Origin of the sequence: Micromonospora sp. HK10 (assembly GCF_000982955.1) — a bacterium.
Lineage (GTDB): Bacteria > Actinomycetota > Actinomycetes > Mycobacteriales > Micromonosporaceae > Micromonospora.
In genome coordinates this window covers 20,053-38,437 of sequence record NZ_KQ058652.1, presented here as the reverse complement: position 1 = coordinate 38,437, position 18,385 = coordinate 20,053, and the positions used below count along the sequence as shown (strand labels likewise).

Sequence of the window (18,385 nt, the reverse complement as noted above, 5' to 3'; positions counted from 1 at the left end):
CAACCGCGATGCCTACCTGCCCAACCTCGCCGGGTCGGTGAACAACCACGCTCTTCGGTTGGCGGAGGCGGGGCGGCGTGCCGAGGCGCTGGAAGCCAGTCAGGAAGCCGTCGACCTGCGCCGGGAGTTGGCAGACGGCAACCGCGACGCCTACCTGCCCGACCTCGCCGGGTCGGTGAACAACCATGCTGTTCGATTGGCGGCGGTGGGGCGGCGTGCCGAGGCGCTGGAAGCCAGTCAGGAAGCCGTCGACCTCTACCGGGAGCTGGCCGCCGGCAACCGCGACGCCTACCTACCCCACCTCGCCACGTCCCTATGGAATGTCGGATACGTAGCGCGCATTCTCGAAGAGACGTCGGAGCAAATCCTCGATGCGGTTGCCGAGGGGATTCGATACTTCGACGAACTCGCAGCCACCGAACCGCAGGCTTTCACCGCACGCCGAGACGCGGCGGCATCCACCTTGGCCGACCTGCAAAACAGCGCCGTCAACCAGCACCCCACGGACACCACCCAGATCACCTCACGCCGACGAGGCAGCCCTTGAAACCGCTCAACTGGAGGCTCTCAACTAGTCATCACCACAAGCGGCCCCTGCCAAGATCGAGTGCCCCGACGTGGTCGGGATGCGCGCGGCCGCGCGGGCCGCCGAAGCAGCAACCCTGAGTTTCGCGATCTTGGCTCGGCTCAGACGTCGAGTGTCGTTGAAGTTGATGGCCCTATCTACGGCAGGGTGGTTGACCGCCGGGGCCAATAGTTGAGCGTCGTTGTGGGCCGGTGCACGTTCCGGGGCTACCCGGTTGGGCGCGTTGGCCCGTACGCCGACTCCTAAGGAAGCGTCATTGGCGCATACGTCGTCGGTCTACCCGCTGGCCGGCGTCGATAGGCTGGGGCTTTGTGACGAGTCAAGACGAGCCAGTGGAATCCGAGAAGGTGCCGGTGGCGGCCCGCGGCCGGCTTTCGTGGTTCAACCGCAACGGGGCCGGTCTGCAGGCAATTGCCGCGCTTACTACCATTCCCGTCAGTGTCGTGGCGGCGATCTTCGCCTTCCAGGCGTTCAAAGATCAACAGCAGGTCAACCGCGACCAGATCAGGTTGAACCAGATCGCCCGCGAGCGGTACGAACGGCGCTACGCCTCCCGCGCGGCTTTCTGGATCGCCGATGACGACACCTCGGCGTCGGCGAAGCCGCAGTCGTCCGCGCTCGTCATCGTCGCGACGGTCTCGATGCTGAACAGGTCACCGGTCCCGCTCCGAGACGTAGCGATCTTCGCCATCGCGCAATCCGGGGATGCGGTGTTCTGGGAGCAGCAGGACCTCAGACCATGCGAGAAAGTGGACGTGGAGCTTCTGGCCCACGCGGCCATGGCCGGGCGTCTGAAGGATTCCGACAACAAGTTCGTGCTGTCGCTGGCGTTCCGGGACCCCACCCGGCTCTGGCACATGACCAACGACGGTCTGTTCCCGCTGGACGGCTACGGAAGCTATGTCGAGAACTTCATCTGGGAGGGCGCCAAGTCCGGGAGCACGCTCACCGGATCCCCGCTCTTCTTCTCGTCCCTGATCCGGAAGCGGGCTGCCGTCACCGACTGCGGCGAATCGGGCTGACTCGTCACCGCAGAGTCGCCATACGTCGTCGGTGACCCATCCGCTCCGCCGGCTGGCTGCGTCCCGACGCCCCGGCGGCCTCGTACAAGGTAGCCGAGCATCTCGGCGCGGGCCGGGGTTGGCGGGGTTGAGGACGCCATCGACGTCGATGGCCACGACGGGGAAGGAGGCGGGCTGTGCCAGCGGTCGGGTGCTGGTCACTGCTGGGTCTGCTCGGTGGTGATCGGGTGCAGGGGCACGGTGAGCCGGTCGGCGGTGCGGCCGGGTCCGTTGGCGGGTTGCCACGTGCCGGCGGCGGCGTGGGTGGGGAACGGGCCGACGGCGGCGAGCCAGCCTTCGGTGCGGTCGAGCAGCACGAGAACGGCGGTGCGGGCGTCGTCGAGGGCCGGGCGCAGGACGTGGGCGAGGTCGGGCGGTAGGTCGACCCAACTGGTGGCGGGTAGAGCCGTGACGGCGGGGTCGTGCAGCGGTACGGGCCGGCTCAGGGCGAGCGTGGTGCTGTCGAGTGCGAGGGTGGCGGCGTGGGAGTGGGCTGCTTCGGCGCCGCTGGTGGGGCCGTGGGCGTCGAGGTGTCCGCTGGTGTGGATGGCGAGCAGCGCGTGCGGGTCGCGGATTTCCAGGGAGTCGAGGACGGCGAGGGTGACGGTGTCTCCGGTGCGCATGTCGCGCAGGGTGAGCAGGACCGGCCGTCCGTCCGGCTCCCGGTTCCAGGTGATCGCGTCGAAGTGTTCGCTGGTGACGTCGCGCAGGCGACGCCAGGCGCGGTTGTCGGTGTCGAAGGGGTGTTCGTCGTCGGTGCCGTAGCGCATGGGGAACTCCTTGTGGGCAGCGTCGTGCCGCGCCCGGACCGGGGTTGGTCAGGACGCGATGCATGCACGCTTCGATGGCGCGGGACGGTCAAGTCGCGGGGGCAGCAGCGAGCCATTCGGCATCGGCCCTCCGCGAGATGCGAGTGGGCCGCCTGTGGCAAGCCCCGCATTCCAGGCTCGGTGTGTGGTGGGTCGCGGTGCGCGGCGCTGCCCGGCAGCGGCCGGACAGCGCCGCGGGGTGGGACGGGTCAGCTGCCGGCGCGGAGCCGGCCCTGGCCGGGGTTTAGGCCTGGGTGAGTGCGGTGACTGCGGCGTCGGCGATCGCCGTGATGGCCTCGGTCGGGTCGGTGACGGTCAGGGTGGTGGCGTGGGTGAAGGTGTGCCCCCAGATCTGGTCCGGGTCGGCCGGTTCGCCGTCGGTGGGCGGGTCGGCGGGGTGTAGCCACAGCACGGCGCAGCCGGCGCGGTGCAGGGTGGTGACGAGGTGTTGGCCGGCGGGGATGTCGTCGAGGTAGCCGTCGGAGACGACGGCGAGCATCCGTAGGGTGCGGCCGTGGCGCAGGTCGAGGAGTTGGTCGGCGACCTTGACCGCTTCCGGGAAGGTGGCGGTGGCCAGCCCGGTGCGCATGTGCAGCACCTGCCTGGGGTAGGTGCGTGGGGGCACCAGGATGGTGATGCGGTCGCCGAACCCGATGGTGGTGGTCGTCGCCTCGGCGCGGCGTGCCGCGTTGGCGAAGATCCACGCGGCGGAGGACATCGCCTGCGTGTAGCGGGCCATCGACCCGGACAGGTCGACAAGGATCGCCAGGTACAGGCGGGGTTTCTCGGGCGGCAGTTGCGCGCGTTGCTGCCACGGGGCGGCGGTCGGCATTTGCCCGGCGGCGGTTTGCGCGTCGGCGGTGATGGCCTGCCGGGTGCGCAGTCGGCCGGGTGGGATCGTCGAGGGGCGCCGGCCGGGTTCGGGGTGGCGGGTGCGGGCCTGCCGCAGCCGGTTGGCGAGGTCGCGGGCGGCGCGGTGTTCCTGCTCGGTCGGGTCGGTGCGGTTCCACTGGGCTGGTGGGCTGTGCCGGTGGGCCAGCAGCGCCGCGGCGTACTCGGCTGGGGTGACACCGGCGGCGACGGCGAGGTAGTCGACGAGGGCCGCCGCGAGGCGGCCGGGGAACAGGCCGGCGTCCGGTACCGGGGTGTCGTACTGCTGGTCGGGGTCGATGCCGAGGACCTGACACCACCGCCGGGCCAGGCAGATCATGGTGTCGGCGTCGGTGTCGTCGCAGGTGTGGGCCTCCCGCCAGATGTCCCGCAGTTGCCGCAGGCGTTTGCGTCCGAGGATGCCGGTGACGGCGGCGCGGACGGGGCGGACGTCTTTGCTGGTGACGATGCGGGCGTCGACGCGGGCCAGGAGTAGGGCGGCGAGCTGTCCGGCGTGCCACGCGTCGTCGACGGCCGCCTGGTCGGGGTCGAGGAGGGTCTTCACGACGTGGCGCAGCCAGCGGCGGTCGCTCCGGCGGCGGGCGCGTTGGCGTCCTTCGGCCCGGGATTCCTCCAGCATGTCGGCGACAGCGGCGAGGATCGGCGGGGTGCCGGGTGGGGTGGCCCAGCGGCTGTGCGCGGCATGCGCGGCGCCGTGCACGAGCAGCCCGTAGCCGGTGGGCACGAGACGCTTGTGCCGGGCCTTGGCCGGGTCGGTGACGTCGGGGCTGCCGGCGATGTAGGTGGCGTCGACCTCGATCCGGTTCAGGTCGGGGTAGAAGCACTCGGGGGCGTCGCCGGCGGCGCCGGGGGCGACGAGGACGGTGAGGTCGGTACGGCCGGTCAGCAGCGGGACGTGCTTGGTCCACGCCGCGGACCAGTCATGCCAGTCGCTGGCGCCGGCCGGCGTCGGCGGTGCGCCCTGTTGGAGGTGGGTGCTGGGGTGTGACACGGGGTTGGCTCCTTCCAGAGATTTGAGGTGGATGGTGGTTAGCGCTTGCCGAGGGCGAGCGCGGTGATGGGCGTGCCGGTGTGTCGGGACAGGGCGGCGGTGACGTCGTCGCGGGCGTCCTCGGGGGCGATGCCGGCCAGGTTGGCGAGGGCGGCGGTCATGCCGAGGTGGTCGCGGACTGTGACGAAGCCGAGCAGTTCGCGTAGCTGCGGCGCCCACACGGTCTTGCCGGCGGCGAGGTCGGCGTTGAGGTCGATCGCGGCGGCCACGACGGGTTTGGGGACGCCGAGTTGCCGGGCGAGGTCCCAGTCGGTGGTGACGTGTAGGTGGACGGTGAATCGGGAGGCCAGGGCCTCGGTGAGGACCGCGCCGTGCACGCCCGGGTTGTGGCCGGCGACGATGTAGAACCCGTCGACGGCTTCCACGGTCTCGTTGCCGTGGGCGGGGATGGTGATGACACCGCGGCCGTCCATGGCCGGGTACAGCACGGCCAGGACGCGGGGCGGGATGAGGGTGGCGTCGTCAACCAGCAGCACCCGCCCCTGCCGCATCGCGGTCACGAGGGGCCCGTGGACGAATTCGTAGCCGCCGCCGGGGATCGGGTTGTAGGAGCCGAGGAAGTCGTCGACGACGGTGTCGCCGGTGCCGGCGACGGTCAGCAGGTCGGGGAACGCCGCCTCGACCATGGCGGTCTTGCCGGTGCCGGGCGGCCCGTACAGCAGCACGGGCACCTGCTGGGTACGCAGTCGCTGTAGTTCCTCGACGTCCCAGCCCCGCCCGAGCCGCCGCGGGTGGTACAGGGTCCCGTTCGGTCGTGCCACTGGCGCGGGCCGGGACTGCCGGCCACCACCAGCACTGCCGATGGGGCGGGTGCGGGGTGCGGCGGGTGGGAGGGTGCCGGCGGCGTCGATGCCGGCCTGGGTGATCTGGAAGCGGTGGTGCGGGTCGCGGTGGTGGGTGGCGTGCCCGGCGGCGGCCATCTTTTTCAGCGCCTCGAACACCGCCCCGGACGACGGTGCGCCGATGGCGCGGGTGATCTCGCCGACCTTGAGGATGTCATCGGGGTGGTCGGCCAGGTGCAGGGCGACCTTGCGGTAGAGGTAGCCGGACCGCCCGGAGCCCGCCTCGGTGGCGGGAGCGCCGGCGCCGCTGGCCGGGGCCGGGTCGTTCTGACCGGCCGGCGGGGCCGGCGGGTGTGGTGTGGTCATGGGGTTGCCTCGATTCCATGGGTCGGGCCCGCGCACCCGTCTCCGGGTGCGCGGGCGGTGGTACCGCACAGCGGAGACGGGTGCGGCCAACCCCGCCCCGGCCGGCATCGGGCCGGGCAGGCGGCGTGACCACACCCCGGTGGTGCTGAAGGGTTACGGCGACACGTCGGGTCGCCGCTGGTGCGTGCTGGTCGGTGTCGAGGCCGCGCGGGCGGTGTCGGCGCCGACGATGGAACCCCCGCCAGCCCGATTGATCAAGTCGAATGGGTGCGCGGGGGCGGGATTGCGGGAGCGCCGGCTGACTACGGGCGCGCCGTGAGGGCCGAAAGCGGTGCTGGCGGCGCGGTCGTGGTCAGTCGGCGCAGCCCCGTGCGCAGCCCTGCGGGTCGCACTGCTGTCCCTCGGCCATCCGGGCCAGGGCCAGCCTGTCGTCGCCGTCGAGGTCGTCGAGGAACGGCCAGCCGACACCGTCGGCGAACGCTTTGACCTTGGGCGCCCCGTACATCGGGTAGCCGGCGTGGTCCATCGCCGCCACGATGTCGTCGCGGCCGAGGAGCCAGGCGAGTTCGCTGAGCTTGTCCACCGACCGGCTCGCCGAGTTGCCGCGGTGGTCGAGGATCTTCCCGATAGCGAATCGCAGGTAGTCCCGGGCGTAGGTCTCGTGGTCGAAGCGCTGGGTCCACTCGCCCGGGTGGCGGGGGGCGATGACCTGGCGGGCATGGTCGAGGTCGAGTGCCTCCACGAGCACCTCCTCCCGGAAGCCGAAGATGTCCCCGAGGTTGGCCCGCAGAGCCCAGACCCGGGTGACGATCTCCTCCTGGGTACGGCTGGTCACTGGGCTTCCTTCCTGGTGGTCTTACCTGTCGTGGGCGTGTCGGATGCCGCCGCCGAATCCGGCTCAGCTCGGCAGACGGGGCGGGTCTGGTTGGGGGTGCCGGCCTATGCCTGGTCGGTGTCGGGCAGGTCGCCGACGATCCGGTCGCAGTCGTACGGGTCGATGGCCTCCCAGCACCAGCTGCGGCCCATCACGACGTATCGGCCGTCGCTGTCGGGGGTGATGCGTTCGATCGCGTCCGGGTCGTCGGACAGGGCGCGCTGGTCGGCGACGATGACGTCGCCGTCGAAGGACAGGTCGGCCAGTTCCGCGTCGACCCGCCGGTCCAGGTCGTCGGCCGGCACGCCCTGCTCACGCAGGCGGTGGCGGTACTCGTCGCGGTGACGCTGCTGGTCGGCGACGATCGCCTCCGCCACCGGGCGGGTGCAGGAGAACACCGCCCACCCGTTCCAGTAATCGATCAGGGTGCCGACGAACCCGACCTCGATCCGGTCGCCGCCGTCGGGGCCGCTGGTGCGCGTCCAGTCGCCCGAGAACACACCGACGCCGCCGATACGGACCCGGTCGGGGTGCAGATGGGACACGTCGCGGCCGGTGGGGCTGGCAGCGAGGTGACACAGTTCGGCGACGCGATCGGTGACGGCGGTGTCGTAGGCGTCGCGGTAGACGGCCATCGCCTCGTCGCGCTGCGGGATACGCAGCCCGAACCAGCCCGTGGTGTCGCCGGTGGCGTCGGCGAACAACTCCCACCCGGCGATGTCGACCGACTCTCCCGCCGAGGAGAAGTGGGGCAGGGCGTCGAGGACGGCGGGATCGCCGTCCTCGACGCCGGCCAGGATCCGGCGCGCGGCCAGGCGGGTGTCGCCGCCGACGCGGGCGCCGATGCTGTCCTGCGCCCACCACTCGGCGGCGGTGCGGCCGGCCTCGGTGCCGGCGGCCCGCATCCGCTGCAGCGCGGCGGCCCACCTGGTGGGCCGCGGGATGGCGGTGGCCGGTGCGATGCGATCGCCGGCGTCGAGGCACATCGACAGTGTCGAGCCGCTGTCCCAGGTGACCTCGACGATGTGGTGCCGCTGGTCGTGGCGGCGGACAGTGCCGGTGTCTCCGGGCCGCAGCAGGGTGTGCGGGTCGCTGGTGTGGACCAGGGCGACGCGCTGGCCGGTCTCGTAGCTGGTCATGGTGGTCTCCGATCGGTCGTCGGGGTCGGTGCAAGGGCCGCCGTCACCGGTGGCCGCTGACGGCGTGCCGTCGGTGTTCATCGGGTTTCGCCCGTCGCGTCGCCGGTGGTGGGGGCGTGCGGGGGCCAGGGCTTGCGGGTGACGTGCTCGCCGAACATCGGGTCGGTGGCGACCGAGGAGCCGCAGCGGGTGCAGCTGGTGGCGGTGTCGTAGCCGTAGCCGGCCATGGACGGCACCTCGACGTGGTCGATCTCATCGACCGCGCCGCAGACGGTGCACACCGTCATCTCCGGGCCGCCCTCGTCGTCGGCGGGTTCGGTGACGAACAGTTCCTCGACGGGGTCGAGGTGGTGGGCGCTGTGCCGCAGCCAGCGGCCGTGGACCGTCGCCTCGTAGGCCACCAGCCGCCGCTGGTCGAGGTGCAGCAGGTACAGCCACTCGAGGGCCCCGCCGACGTCCTCGCGTAGCGCGCCGCGACGGATGGTGTCGTTGTCGGCGGGGTAGCCCAGGCCCGGTACGGGTGGTTGTTGGTTCCAGCGGCGGGGCTTGGGGTTGACGGCGAGGGACCACCAGTTGCGGGCCAGCAGCGCGGTGCCCATGGCGTCGGTGTCACGGTCGAACGTGTCGGTCCAGATTCGGCGCAGCAGCGGCACCAGGATCTCCGGGCTCTCGCCGAACTGGATCCAGCGGGCGGTGTACCTGCCGCGGAGCGCGGCGACACCGATGAGCGTGGGTGTACTCACGGACTTTCTCCTCCTCAGGGATGTGTGGATGGGGTGGGGGCGGTCGTCCCACGGCGGGACGGCCGCCGAGCCGAGGGGCGATCACGGGGCCGTCGCCGGCATCCGCGATCGGGACTACTGGTTCAGGGGCGCGCCGACGGAGGCCATGAAGGTGACCGGGTCGACGGCCGTGCCGGAGGTGTGGTCACCGAGGTGGACCTCGAAGTGCAGGTGTGGCCCGGACGAGTGGCCGGAGCTGCCGGCGACGCCGATGACGCTGCCCGCCGCGACCTGTTGGCCCTCGGCGACGGAGGGGTGGGTGAGCATGTGGCAGTAGCGGGTGATCAACCCGCCGGGGTGGTTGATGTCGATGTACCAGCCGCAGCCGCGGGTGAGAGCGGGGTTGCCGTCGCGGTCGCAGCCCCAGTCCCGGCCGGTGCGTACGTCGACGGCGTTGCAGCGCACGACGGTGACGGTGCCGGCGGACGCGGCGTGGATCGGGGTGCCCTTTGCCACGATCAGGTCGACGCCGTCGTGCCCGGGACGGCCCGAGGTGCGGAAACCGGAGCCGACGTCCCCGTGCACCGGCTGGGTCCAGCCCTGCGCGCTGAGGGTCACCTGGCAGGCGGCCAGGCCGGCGCTGACCCCGGTCAGGGCGGCGACGATGCGGGTGGCGGCCGGTTCCCACCTGGCGTAGGCGTCCGGATACGCCGACCGCTGCACTGCCTGGGCGGCCTCGGCCAGCGGCATCGCCTGCCAGCCGTCGACGGCCTGCAACCTCTGGTAGAACCTCGTCGCCGCGTACTGCGGGTCATGCAGGTGCTCGGGAGTACCCCAGCCCTGCGAGGGTCGCTGTTGGAACAGGCCGACCGAGTCGCGGTCCCCATCCGCAGTGTTGATCAGGGAGGACTCCTGCATCGCGGTGGCCACGGCGATGACCCAGCCGCGAGGCGGGACGCCGAGGCGCATGCCGACGGCGGTGATGGTGGCGGCGTTACCGACCTGCTCGGCGTTCCAGTCACCGACCGGACCGATCCCGCCCGGGACGGGGCTGCGCGCGGCCGACGAGGCGGTGGGCGCGACTCTGGTGGTCGGCCCGCACGCGCCGGCGCCGCCGGCGAAGATCAGGGTGGTGGCCAGTCCGGAGCACAGCAGCAGGACGCCGACGACCGCGATGGCGATCCCGGACAGGACCCGGGTGATCATGACTGGACTCCTTCGATGTAGGGCGGGCACCGGGCCGGCGGGGCGCGGGGACGGTGAAGGCCGCGCGGGCCTGTGGAGAGGGCGCCGCGCGGCCTTCGGCCGGGTGCGGGAATCAGCGGGCGAGAACGGCCACCTTTTCGCCGTGCAGCAGGGGCGCCCCGTCGGGGCCTTTGATGTGGGCGTTGATCCAGATGCGGTACGGGTGGCCGTCGCGGTCGATGAGGCGTCGCCAGTGGCCACGGACAACGAACCGCACCCGGTAGTGCCACTTGGGTTCCCCGCCGGTCGGTTCGGCGAGGGCGCTGGTGCGGCGCAGCATGACCACCCGGGTGTCGTGGCGGACGCCGGACCGTACGGCGCGGCGGCGCGCCGCGCGGTCCAACGGGGCGGCGGCGACGGTCGCGAGGGGTTGGGCCTGGATCCGCCAGAAGGCATATGCGACGGCGGCGCAGGCCCGCATCGGGGTGGCGGTCTCGTCGATGCAGAACCGGCCGTCGGGCGCCGGTTCCCAGTCGCGGTCGTCTCCGTCGAGGACCGGCAGGTCGGGGCGGGGGTCGACGGGCTGGCCGATGGGGATCTCAGTGAAGTCGGTCAGCACGTAAGGGCCGAACTGGCGGGCGAGGTCGGGCCGGCCAGCGAGCTGCTGCCGGCGGCGCACGGCCGCCGGGTCGTGCGGGTCGTGGTGGTCGGCCCAGCCGGCGATGGCCCAGAAGGACCGGCCGCTGTGGGTGTTGGTGGTGCGGGCCCAGGTGATCGCCCCGATCGAGGACACCTCGCCGCTGAGGCTGCGGTGGTAGATCGGTTCGGGGAGAAAGAGCACCCCGCCGTCGTCGGGGGCGATGTCGGCGGGCAGCACCTCGCCGGTCAGGTCGAGGGCCGCCGCGGCGGCGGCGATGATCGCGGTCATCGCGGGGGCGATGACGTACGGCTCGCCGAATCGCCACGGGTTGGCGGTGATGGCGCGGACCGCGTCGAAGACCTTCACCATGCCCGCTGGGCTGGGGTCGGGGTGGTCGGCGAGGCGGCTGCCGAAGAACGCCTGCAGGTACTGCGCCGCGAGCGGGCTGCGGTGGTAGTCGGCCATGCGGGTGCGCAGGTCGACGGCGGTGCGGGCGTAGCCGGCGAGGGTGTCGTTCGGTAGGAAGTTCACTGGTTGCCTCCAGCTGCGTGCTCAGGCGGCCAGCGCCGCTACGGGTGGACGTCGGTGGAGCCGGGATTCCGGCGGCACCGCGTCCGGTACGGGCGCGGGCCGCATCAGAGGTGTCGGCGGGTGGGCGGGGGTGAACCAGCCGGTGAAGCGGCGCGGCACGGCGGGAACGGGGGCGCGTCCATGTGCGGTTCCGGCCGGGCGCGGCGAAGGCGGCGCGGGCGGCGGGGCGAGGGTGGTGGTGGCGCGGCGGGCGTGTTGTTCGGCGCGGCGGGCGGTGCGCAGCGCCCAGCAGGGGCCGTGCTGCCCGCGGCACTGCAGGTTCGTGCAGGCGCCGTCGGGTTCCAGTTGGTGGGCGGCGGCGACGTCGACCGCGAGCGCCCACAGAAGCCTGTCGGTGACGTCGTTCGGTACTGCGGTGCGGTCGCTGGGACGCCGGCTGCGGCCCTCGGGGTGTGCGGGATGTGCCATGGCGGGTGGCCCTTCGGTCGGCGGATCGCGGGCATACGTGGTCGCCGCCCGACTCGCGTCGGGCCCTCGGGAATGCTGATGTCCGGGCGACGGACGACGACCAGCGCTGATCGACGCTCATCTCTTGGTAGAGGTCAAGTCGTGTCGGGCGGGCAGAGGACATAGCCCGCCCGGCACGGCAGCGTGGGGGCGCTGCTCAGTGGGTCTGTTCGGGGTCGAGGCGTCAAGCCCCACCCCGTGCTGAGCAGGTGGCGGGAGATACCGCGTCAGTAGGGGCCGTTGTTGCCGCCGAGCAGGACGAGGGAGACGCGACCGGTGTCGGTGTCGCGTAGCACCAAGTGCAACTCGCCGATCGGGTTCCAGTGCGGAGTTTGGTACGCCGGGCGCGCGGTCGTTCGGCCCCGCGTGGTGGATGTGGATGGACGTTGCGGCATGCGGTAGCCGATGATGCTGTGATGATGACGCGACGATGGGTGACCATCGGCTCGGCTGCACTCATCACGACGGCGCTCGTGCTGGCCGCCGTGACCATCGATGCGCACTGGCTTCAGGTGGCCAGTTGGGTTGCGGGCATCGGCAGCCTGGGAGCGGCGATCATCTCGCTCATGATGTCCCGCTCCACCGCGTCAGATCCCGACGTCACGGCGGCAACGCGTTTGGCTTCATCCTCTTCGGTCGCCGCCAGTACGGGGATCCGCGGAAACCTTTCGGGCGATGACGGGATGGAACAGGAAGCCTCGTCAGACGCCGAAGCGGCCCGCAACCCACCACCAACGGCGTGGACGCGATATGTACAAGTGGAGTCGGCTGAGCTGATACACGTCGATCAGCTTTTGGACGACCTTGTGGCGATGCTGGAAGATACCTCGGCTGCGGCAAGGTCCGCCATCGCAGTGTGGGGCCCGGGTGGCATCGGCAAGACCGCCATCACGTTCGCGGCGGTGCATAAGGTGGCGGCTCGGAACATCTACACCGACATTGCATGGGCATCCGCAAGGAACACACGATTTTCCACTCTGGATGCCGGTGCTCCGACGGTCGACTCGATCTACTGGCTGGATCTGTTGTCTATGATTGCCCGACAGTTGGAATGCCCCCTGTCAGCCAGCCAGGCGCTTTGGGAACGCGACCTCCGCGCGCATCTCGGTGGCTTGCCGGCCAACCGACGGATTTTGGTGATTATCGACAACCTGGAGTACGTCGAAGCGGCCGACGACGTCATCGAACGCTTGCGGGCTCTAGGATTCGGTCGCCCGCACCGCATCCTCACGACTACCCGCTGGATGTCGCGACGCGAGGACTTCGACGTGCGGAATATCCAGATCGATCCACTCGGCGAGAAGGAGACCTACGATCTCGTACGGCTGACCGCCAGGGACTCCAATTCAGACCTGGCCAATGCGAGCAACAAGCAGCTGGAACCGGTATACCCGATTACCGAAGGGAACCCATTCCTCATCAAGCTCATTACACGTCGGTATATGCTGAGCGGCAAGGCGCTGCCCGCCATCCTGGAGGAGATTCGCCCGATATCGCTGAATCCCCTCGCTGACAAGGTCCGGACATGGCTGTTCGAACGGTCACTGGACGAGTTCAGCGACCGTACCTCCAAGCGCGAGGCCGTCTCGCTCCTGTTCTCGTTCTGCGCCACGGGCCGCGGTGAAACCATGACGCACGAGGAGCTGCGTGCGGCGAGCATTGACATCACCGACCAGCGGTTCTCGGAGGTGCTGGAGGTTGCTCGGCGCCTCGGGCTTGTGCGGCCATCGGACTTCAACCGACGGTACTCGATCCACAGCCTGCTGTACGAACACACCTGTCCGTTGACGCGGCTACGGTCGACCCGGTGACCTCGGGGACGGTCATCCGCACAACCTGGCAACGACGATTCGACGCGGAGGGTGAGCGGCAGTTTCCGCGACTGGCACAGGCAGCCCTTGCCGACCCTGGAAAGCACGCTTCCGCTCGAGGCGTGCGAAAATTGGTGACCCTGACCGGCGGCGTTCTTTTCGCCGCAGACCATATGGACAGCAGCACGATTGGCCGGTTCATCACCCTGTCGATCGATACGCTACTGACCGTCGGTGCCGGGACCGACTTCCGCGACTACGAGGAGTTCCTTGCCAATGCGTTGGACCTGATCAATTTACTACGGGCACGAGGTGCGCCCGTCTCCGGTCACTACCTCTCTGTGGCACGGTTCCAGGCCGGTATCGCCAACGGTGCCGCGCTGCGCCGAGAGTTCATCGAACAGGCGGTCGCCACGAGTCGCACCGGGGATGAGGAAGCGACGGCACTCCTTACTCTTGCCAAGTACCTCATCGACGTGAGCGACTACGACGGTGCCCGCTCGGCTTTGCTGCGCTGTAGTGTGGCTATGAGAGAGGTCGACGAGGCTCACCTGCGGGTCGACCATGCGACGACCCTGGGAATGACCTACTATTTTTCCGAGCCAGCAATCTCGCGAGCCCACTTCGAGTCTGCGGTCACGATCGGCAGGAACCACTCGACTGACCGGCGTGTCCGCCAGCCGCTGGCCATGGCATTGCACTACCTCGGTCGGCTCTCGGCCGATGGTGGGGAACCCGCCGACGCGATTCGGCTCCTCTGCGAGGCGGAGGCGCTCTCCGACGACTACCTAACGGGTCACGGATATTTCCATCAGCGCCTCGCCGAGGTGCTTGTCGACCACGGGCCCCTCTGGGAGGCGGAGTATCACCTAAGGGCAGCGGAACGCACGTTCGCGATCGTAGGAGAGGCGAGCAGCGGTTTACATGTACTGCACGGCACGTGGGCACGCTGGTTTGTCCGGACGGGTGACCTCCAATCAGCAGTCGATACCCTGCGAGCGGCCGTGCAGCGGAGCCGGCGACACGGCGCTCCGCGCGTCGAGCTCGTCCTGCTGGCCGAGATGCTTCGGGTACAGCTCAAACGACGTCGGATCGACGCGGCGACACTGATCATGGTTCGTGCGGGCATCGTCTATCTACGCTCAGAGTCGATACGCGGCCCGGCACAATTCGTCCGGCAGGCGCTGACGGTGTTCCAGCGTGCTGTCAGGATGCTGCGGACGCCCCGGATCGTCGGCACCGCTGGTTCGGAGGACCGTTCCCTGCCTATCCAATGCCCCTGCGGCGCCGACCACGATCCATCCGCGGTCACTGACTGAGCCGATGCGACAACCAGCTGCCCACAGCACTTGGCGCTGTCGCCAAGCTTCCAAGGCCTCGGCCCCGGCAACCGGTTCGGACGGTCCGACTGTCTGCACTGTGATCCGACTGTCTGCACTGTCTGCACCAGTTGCCGAAGCTGTCACCTCTGGTTGTAGATCCTCGAGGGGAGATCGGTGGCCAACGGCGTCGGCGTGGGTTGACCTCCACCGGCCGACCGCCGTCGACGGGTTCGATGACGACGTTGACTGGCAGCAGCCGGTGCCGCGCTGGGTCTCGCCCCGAGTGTTGGCGCGGGCCGCTGCCCGATCGATGGTCACCCTGGCCATCAATCGTGTACGTGTGAGGGCTGGCCATGGCGTATGCGCTCCTTTACGAGGTCCCGGCGGCCTTCGCCTAGAGCGGGAAAGCAGGGCTGGGTGGATGGGAGCGGGGCATGCTGAGGACCTCGCGCCCGTCGACGGGCGCGAGGTTCAGCGGCGGCGCAGGTCCCGCAGGCGGGTACCCGGCGGCGGTTCGGTGTGGCAGGTGGTGGCCGTGGCGCCGTGGACCCCGGATCCGGTTTGTTTGGCCTGGTACATGGCGATGTCGGCCTGGCGAAGCAGGGTGCGCGGGCCGACGCCGAGCGCGGCGCTGGTGTGCCCGACGCTGGCGCGCACGGCCACGGCCTGCGCGCCGAGGTCGACGGGATGGCGGCCGACGGCCCGCCAGGCAGCGCGGGCGGCGGCGGCGACGTCGTCGGGACCGCCGCCGACCAGCAGGGCGAACTCGTCGCCCGACAACCGCGCGGCGAGCCGCACCGGCCCGCGCAGGGCGGCCAGCCGCTGGCCGACCTCGGTGAGGACGTCATTGCCGGCCTCGTGGCCAAGGGTGTCGTTGACGGCTTTGAAACCGTCGAGGTCGATCAGGACGAGCCCGAACGGGGCGTCGGCGCGTGTGGCGCGGGTGAGGGCGGCGAGCAGGGCCCGCCGGTTCGGCAGGCCGGTGGTGTCGTCGTGGTCGGCGGCGTAACGGGCGCGGGTCAGCGCCTGCTGCTGGCGCCACAGCAGCGCCGCGGCGAGGGCGAGACCCGCGAGGATTCCCCCGGCGGCGGTGACGATCGAGGTCAGGATGGGAGACACTTCGAGAGCTCCTTCTGCAGTAAGGAGCACCGGGGGCGGGCGTGGTTCCGGGAAGTTCGACGCCCGCCTCCGGGCTACCGGCAGGATCGGGGTCGGTCAGGCGGCGGGGTCGGCGAGGGCGAACGTGACGGGCTTCTCGGCGGCCAGGACCACGCGCCCGGTCCCGACGAGTTTCACGGCGGCGTTGTGGACCGCGCCCGCGCTGGCCTTCTTCGCGCCGGTTCCCTCGTTGGCCCGATCGACCAGCTTGCACAGTTCGCTGACCTTGTAATGCTGGCCGGGGTTGGCCTCGAGGATGTCGAGGACCGCGCCGCGCAGGGAGCCCGACGCCCGCCGGGTAGGGGCCTGTGCCGCCTCGCCCGCCGCCTCCGTGGCCGGAGGTGCGGCGGGTGCTTCCGTGGCGGGGCCGCCCGTGGTGCCGTCGGTGGCCGAGCCGGCAGGGGGACCGCCCGGTGTGGCCGGTCCGAGGTCCGCTTCGTTGAGTGCGGGCGTCGGTCCGGTGGCCGGGTCGGTGTCGTCGGTCGTGACCGGCACCTCGGGTTCGGCAGTCGAGCGGGCGCTGTAGTCGCCGAGGCCGGTTTCGGTGTCCTCGGCGTCAGCGGCCTCATCGGGTGCCGCGTCGGCATTGCCATGAGCCGGCGATGCTGAGTTCTGGGCGGCGTCCGGCTGCCCGTCGGCGGGAATCTCAGCGGCTGGCCGCTGGTCGTGGTCCTGCCCGGCGGCCTCTCCGGTGTCCTGCGTGTCGTCGCCGCGCGGCCCGTGTTGTGCGGTGGTGCTGGGTGTGTCGGTGTCGCGGGTGGCGGGCTCCGGCGCGGGCTGGCCGTGATCGCCCTGTTCGGTATGCGCGCGGCCGGTGTCAGTCAGCCGCCACAGGCTGCCTCCGGTGTCGCTTCGGGTGGCCTCTGCCAGTCCCGCGGTTTGCAGGGTGCGCAGTTTCGGGGTGGTGGTTGAGTAGCCGAGGCCGGCTTCGGTGGCGATGGTGGCGGCGGTGGCCTCGCCGAGGCGGTGCAGCGCGGCGAGGACCTTCGCGACGCTGGGTGCCAGGGGCGCTGGTACGGCCGTATCGGTGGTCGTGTTGGTGGGGGTGCTGGTCATGGGCGGGTGGCCCCCTTTCTCCTGCCATCGGCAGGGGCCGGTGAGTGAGGCGCGCATTGATGCACGCTTCGGATCGGGGATTGATCAAGTCGTCTGCCCGGAGTGCGGGACTGCGGCGACGCGCACAGGTGTGCCGCCCGGCGATCGCTCGCCGGGCGGCACGGTGGGGATCGGGGTCAGTGCGCGGCGTGGTAGGCGTCGCGCACCGCGGCGGGGATGGCGCCCCCGGTTCGTGGGCGGGGCAGGTTCAGCTCCTGCCAGTTCGCGGTCCACCACCAGGTGCGGATCTCCTGGCTGGGGGTGCGGCCGGTCGCGGCGCCCCGCCGCCGTGGCGTCCGGGGCTGTTTCGGCAGGCGCCGTCCGGCCGTGATGAACGGGCCGAACGCCGCGGCCATCCGGTCGAAGTTGCCGGCGGACAGGTCGATCTCGTAGGTGACGCCGTTGAAGGCGAACTGGTAGGTGGCGACGTCGTCGGTGGAGCCGTCGAGGTCGTCGACGAGGATCGCGGTGGTCTTGGTGGCCACGAGGAGGCCACCTCCTTTCTCTCGGGTGGTGGGTTACTGGGCGGGTTGGTGGGTGCCGAGGCCGAGCTGGTGGCCGATGACGGGCCCGCGGTGCACGGCGGCGACGGCGGCGGGCAGGTGTCGGCGTTGCCAGCCGTGCAGGGCGGCGGTGAGGTCAGCTCGGTACTTGCGGTGCTGGGTGAGGGCAGCGGCGAGGCCCGCGGCCTGTTCGATGCCGTTGTTGGCGCCGCGGGCGGTGTGGGGGCGCACGGGGGCGAGGGCGTCGCCGAGCAGGACGGCGTGACCAGCTCCGATCGGCCACACCATGCGCTCCGGTGGGCTGATGTCGAGGACCGGTGCCGCCATGCGGGTGGTGGTGGCGTGCACGACGGCGGCGTGGTCTGCCGGGAGGAGCAGGTCGGCGCAGGTGTCGACGTGGGCGCGGGCGGCGGGGCTGACGTGCCGGGGTAGGGCGAAGACCCGGCGGGTGGGGTCGGTGCCGAACCGCTGCGCGTACTCGGTGCTGGTGCAGTTGAGGTAGAAGGTCCAGTCGCATCCGCCGGGTACCGGGGCGAGGTTGAACTGCACGCCCGGGCAGGGCTGCAGCCGCAGGAAGTCCCGCAGCCCGGGCTGGGGGGTGATGTCGGCGATGCCGCGGTGGGCGACGTAGCCGGCGTACCGCAGGGTCCGATCAGGGTCGAGGAGCCGCCGGCCGGTGGAGGACCGGCCGTCGGCGAACACGACCACGTCGGCGGGCGCGGTGTGGCCGTCGCGGAACCGCAGCACCGGCTGGCCGGCCTCCTCGACCAGGGCGGTGACCTTCATGCCGGAGTGCAGGACACCGGCGGGTAGGCGGCGGGTCAGCGCCTGGTGCAGCAGCGTCCAGGTGGTGTTCCGCCCCGCGTAGGTGCGTCGGATGGTCTCGGCCGGCCGGCGGTCGCGGACGGTCATCTGGACGATGGCCTCGGAGTCGTGAGCGACGAACTCGTGCTGGCCGATGTCGAGGCGGTCGAGCACGTCGAGCGCGGGGTGTTCCAGGCCGATGAGGCCGCCGCCCAGGGGCGCGGACGCCGGCGCGGCCTCAAAGACGGTGACGTCGTCGAATCCGGCGTGCAGCAACAGCAGCGCGGTGACGGGGCCGGTGATGCTGCCGCCGACGACGGCGATGGTGGGCTGCCGGCCGGAGGCCGACAGGATGTTGGATGTCATGATCGGTTCCCTTCTGGGGGCTGGGAACCCGGGCACGGCCGTGCCCGGGTGTGCGCGCTCGCGCGGGTGGCCGGGCATCGGCCAGGTAGTGCAGTGAGAAAGCGCGTCAACGGCGGTGGGCCGCGGACACGCTGATCAGCCCGCCGTGATGCGGCGGGCGGATAGAGGCTTCCGAAGACGCG

The 18,385-nt window shown here is 70.9% G+C and carries 16 protein-coding genes and 1 pseudogene; 4 read left to right on the top strand and 13 right to left on the bottom strand.

What is annotated here, in order from left to right; genetic code table 11:
- Positions 1-547, top strand: a pseudogene (locus tag LQ51_RS00955) (tetratricopeptide repeat protein); the annotation flags it as partial.
- A 371-nt stretch (positions 548-918) separates the two neighbouring features.
- Positions 919-1,608, top strand: coding sequence for a hypothetical protein (locus LQ51_RS00950; RefSeq protein ID WP_046562678.1), 690 nt, complete (start codon positions 919-921; stop codon positions 1,606-1,608).
- 197 nt (positions 1,609-1,805) lie between these two features.
- On the opposite strand, the gene LQ51_RS00945 is transcribed toward LQ51_RS00950, so the two are convergent.
- From LQ51_RS00945 to LQ51_RS31610, 9 genes are all read right to left on the bottom strand, one after another.
- Positions 1,806-2,417 (bottom strand): hypothetical protein, encoded by a 612-nt coding sequence (locus LQ51_RS00945; RefSeq protein WP_046562677.1) that lies wholly within the window; start codon positions 2,415-2,417, stop codon positions 1,806-1,808.
- 283 nt (positions 2,418-2,700) lie between these two features.
- Positions 2,701-4,338: a VWA domain-containing protein gene (locus tag LQ51_RS34310; protein WP_046562676.1), complete on the bottom strand. Its 1,638-nt coding sequence runs from the start codon at positions 4,336-4,338 to the stop codon at positions 2,701-2,703.
- Positions 4,339-4,376: 38 nt separating this feature from the next.
- Positions 4,377-5,546: an AAA family ATPase gene (locus LQ51_RS00935; RefSeq protein ID WP_046562675.1), complete on the bottom strand. Its 1,170-nt coding sequence runs from the start codon at positions 5,544-5,546 to the stop codon at positions 4,377-4,379.
- Positions 5,547-5,898: 352 nt separating this feature from the next.
- Positions 5,899-6,381, bottom strand: a complete 483-nt coding sequence (locus LQ51_RS00930; protein WP_046562674.1) for a hypothetical protein — start codon at positions 6,379-6,381, stop codon at positions 5,899-5,901.
- 104 nt (positions 6,382-6,485) lie between these two features.
- Positions 6,486-7,559, bottom strand: coding sequence for a DUF4314 domain-containing protein (locus LQ51_RS00925; RefSeq protein WP_046562686.1), 1,074 nt, complete (start codon positions 7,557-7,559; stop codon positions 6,486-6,488).
- Between the two features lie 77 nt (positions 7,560-7,636).
- Positions 7,637-8,302: a hypothetical protein gene (locus LQ51_RS00920; protein ID WP_046562673.1), complete on the bottom strand. Its 666-nt coding sequence runs from the start codon at positions 8,300-8,302 to the stop codon at positions 7,637-7,639.
- 114 nt (positions 8,303-8,416) lie between these two features.
- Complete coding sequence (locus LQ51_RS00915; RefSeq protein ID WP_046562672.1) at positions 8,417-9,487, bottom strand: M23 family metallopeptidase; 1,071 nt, start codon at positions 9,485-9,487, stop codon at positions 8,417-8,419.
- A gap of 112 nt (positions 9,488-9,599) precedes the next feature.
- Positions 9,600-10,637, bottom strand: coding sequence for a hypothetical protein (locus LQ51_RS00910; RefSeq protein WP_046562671.1), 1,038 nt, complete (start codon positions 10,635-10,637; stop codon positions 9,600-9,602).
- A 21-nt stretch (positions 10,638-10,658) separates the two neighbouring features.
- Positions 10,659-11,105: a hypothetical protein gene (locus LQ51_RS31610; RefSeq protein WP_082159210.1), complete on the bottom strand. Its 447-nt coding sequence runs from the start codon at positions 11,103-11,105 to the stop codon at positions 10,659-10,661.
- 473 nt (positions 11,106-11,578) lie between these two features.
- Here LQ51_RS31610 and LQ51_RS00905 point away from each other — a divergent pair, with 473 nt between their 5' ends.
- Entirely contained in the window at positions 11,579-12,955 is a 1,377-nt protein-coding gene (locus LQ51_RS00905) for an ATP-binding protein (protein ID WP_052744715.1), read from the top strand.
- The gene (locus LQ51_RS00900; protein WP_046562670.1) at positions 12,952-14,274 is read left to right on the top strand and encodes a hypothetical protein; all 1,323 of its coding nucleotides are present in this window, start codon (positions 12,952-12,954) and stop codon (positions 14,272-14,274) included. Before LQ51_RS00905 ends, LQ51_RS00900 begins: the two co-directional genes overlap by 4 nt.
- Positions 14,275-14,748: 474 nt before the next feature.
- Here the strand turns inward: LQ51_RS00900 and LQ51_RS00895 are convergent, their stop codons facing one another.
- The 4 genes from LQ51_RS00895 to LQ51_RS00880 all read right to left on the bottom strand — a co-directional run bounded on the left by LQ51_RS00895 (position 14,749) and on the right by LQ51_RS00880 (position 18,203).
- Positions 14,749-15,396: a GGDEF domain-containing protein gene (locus LQ51_RS00895; RefSeq protein ID WP_046562669.1), complete on the bottom strand. Its 648-nt coding sequence runs from the start codon at positions 15,394-15,396 to the stop codon at positions 14,749-14,751.
- A gap of 96 nt (positions 15,397-15,492) precedes the next feature.
- Complete coding sequence (locus LQ51_RS00890; protein WP_046562668.1) at positions 15,493-16,491, bottom strand: hypothetical protein; 999 nt, start codon at positions 16,489-16,491, stop codon at positions 15,493-15,495.
- Positions 16,492-16,667: 176 nt separating this feature from the next.
- Complete coding sequence (locus LQ51_RS00885; protein WP_046562667.1) at positions 16,668-17,015, bottom strand: histone-like nucleoid-structuring protein Lsr2; 348 nt, start codon at positions 17,013-17,015, stop codon at positions 16,668-16,670.
- A gap of 33 nt (positions 17,016-17,048) precedes the next feature.
- On the bottom strand, positions 17,049-18,203 hold the full coding sequence (locus tag LQ51_RS00880; protein ID WP_046562666.1) for an FAD-dependent monooxygenase: 1,155 nt from the start codon (positions 18,201-18,203) through the stop codon (positions 17,049-17,051).
- Positions 18,204-18,385 lie beyond the last annotated feature (182 nt).

Excerpts from the sequence above, each read along its gene's own strand:
- LQ51_RS00945 (WP_046562677.1), bottom strand. The coding sequence starts at position 2,417 with ATGCGCTACGGCACCGACGACGAACACCCCTTCGACACCGACAACCGC.
- LQ51_RS00935 (WP_046562675.1), bottom strand. The coding sequence starts at position 5,546 with ATGACCACACCACACCCGCCGGCCCCGCCGGCCGGTCAGAACGACCCG.
- LQ51_RS00925 (WP_046562686.1), bottom strand. The coding sequence starts at position 7,559 with ATGACCAGCTACGAGACCGGCCAGCGCGTCGCCCTGGTCCACACCAGC.
- LQ51_RS00915 (WP_046562672.1), bottom strand. The coding sequence starts at position 9,487 with ATGATCACCCGGGTCCTGTCCGGGATCGCCATCGCGGTCGTCGGCGTC.
- LQ51_RS31610 (WP_082159210.1), bottom strand. The coding sequence starts at position 11,105 with ATGGCACATCCCGCACACCCCGAGGGCCGCAGCCGGCGTCCCAGCGAC.
- LQ51_RS00890 (WP_046562668.1), bottom strand. The coding sequence starts at position 16,491 with ATGACCAGCACCCCCACCAACACGACCACCGATACGGCCGTACCAGCG.
- LQ51_RS00880 (WP_046562666.1), bottom strand. The coding sequence starts at position 18,203 with ATGACATCCAACATCCTGTCGGCCTCCGGCCGGCAGCCCACCATCGCC.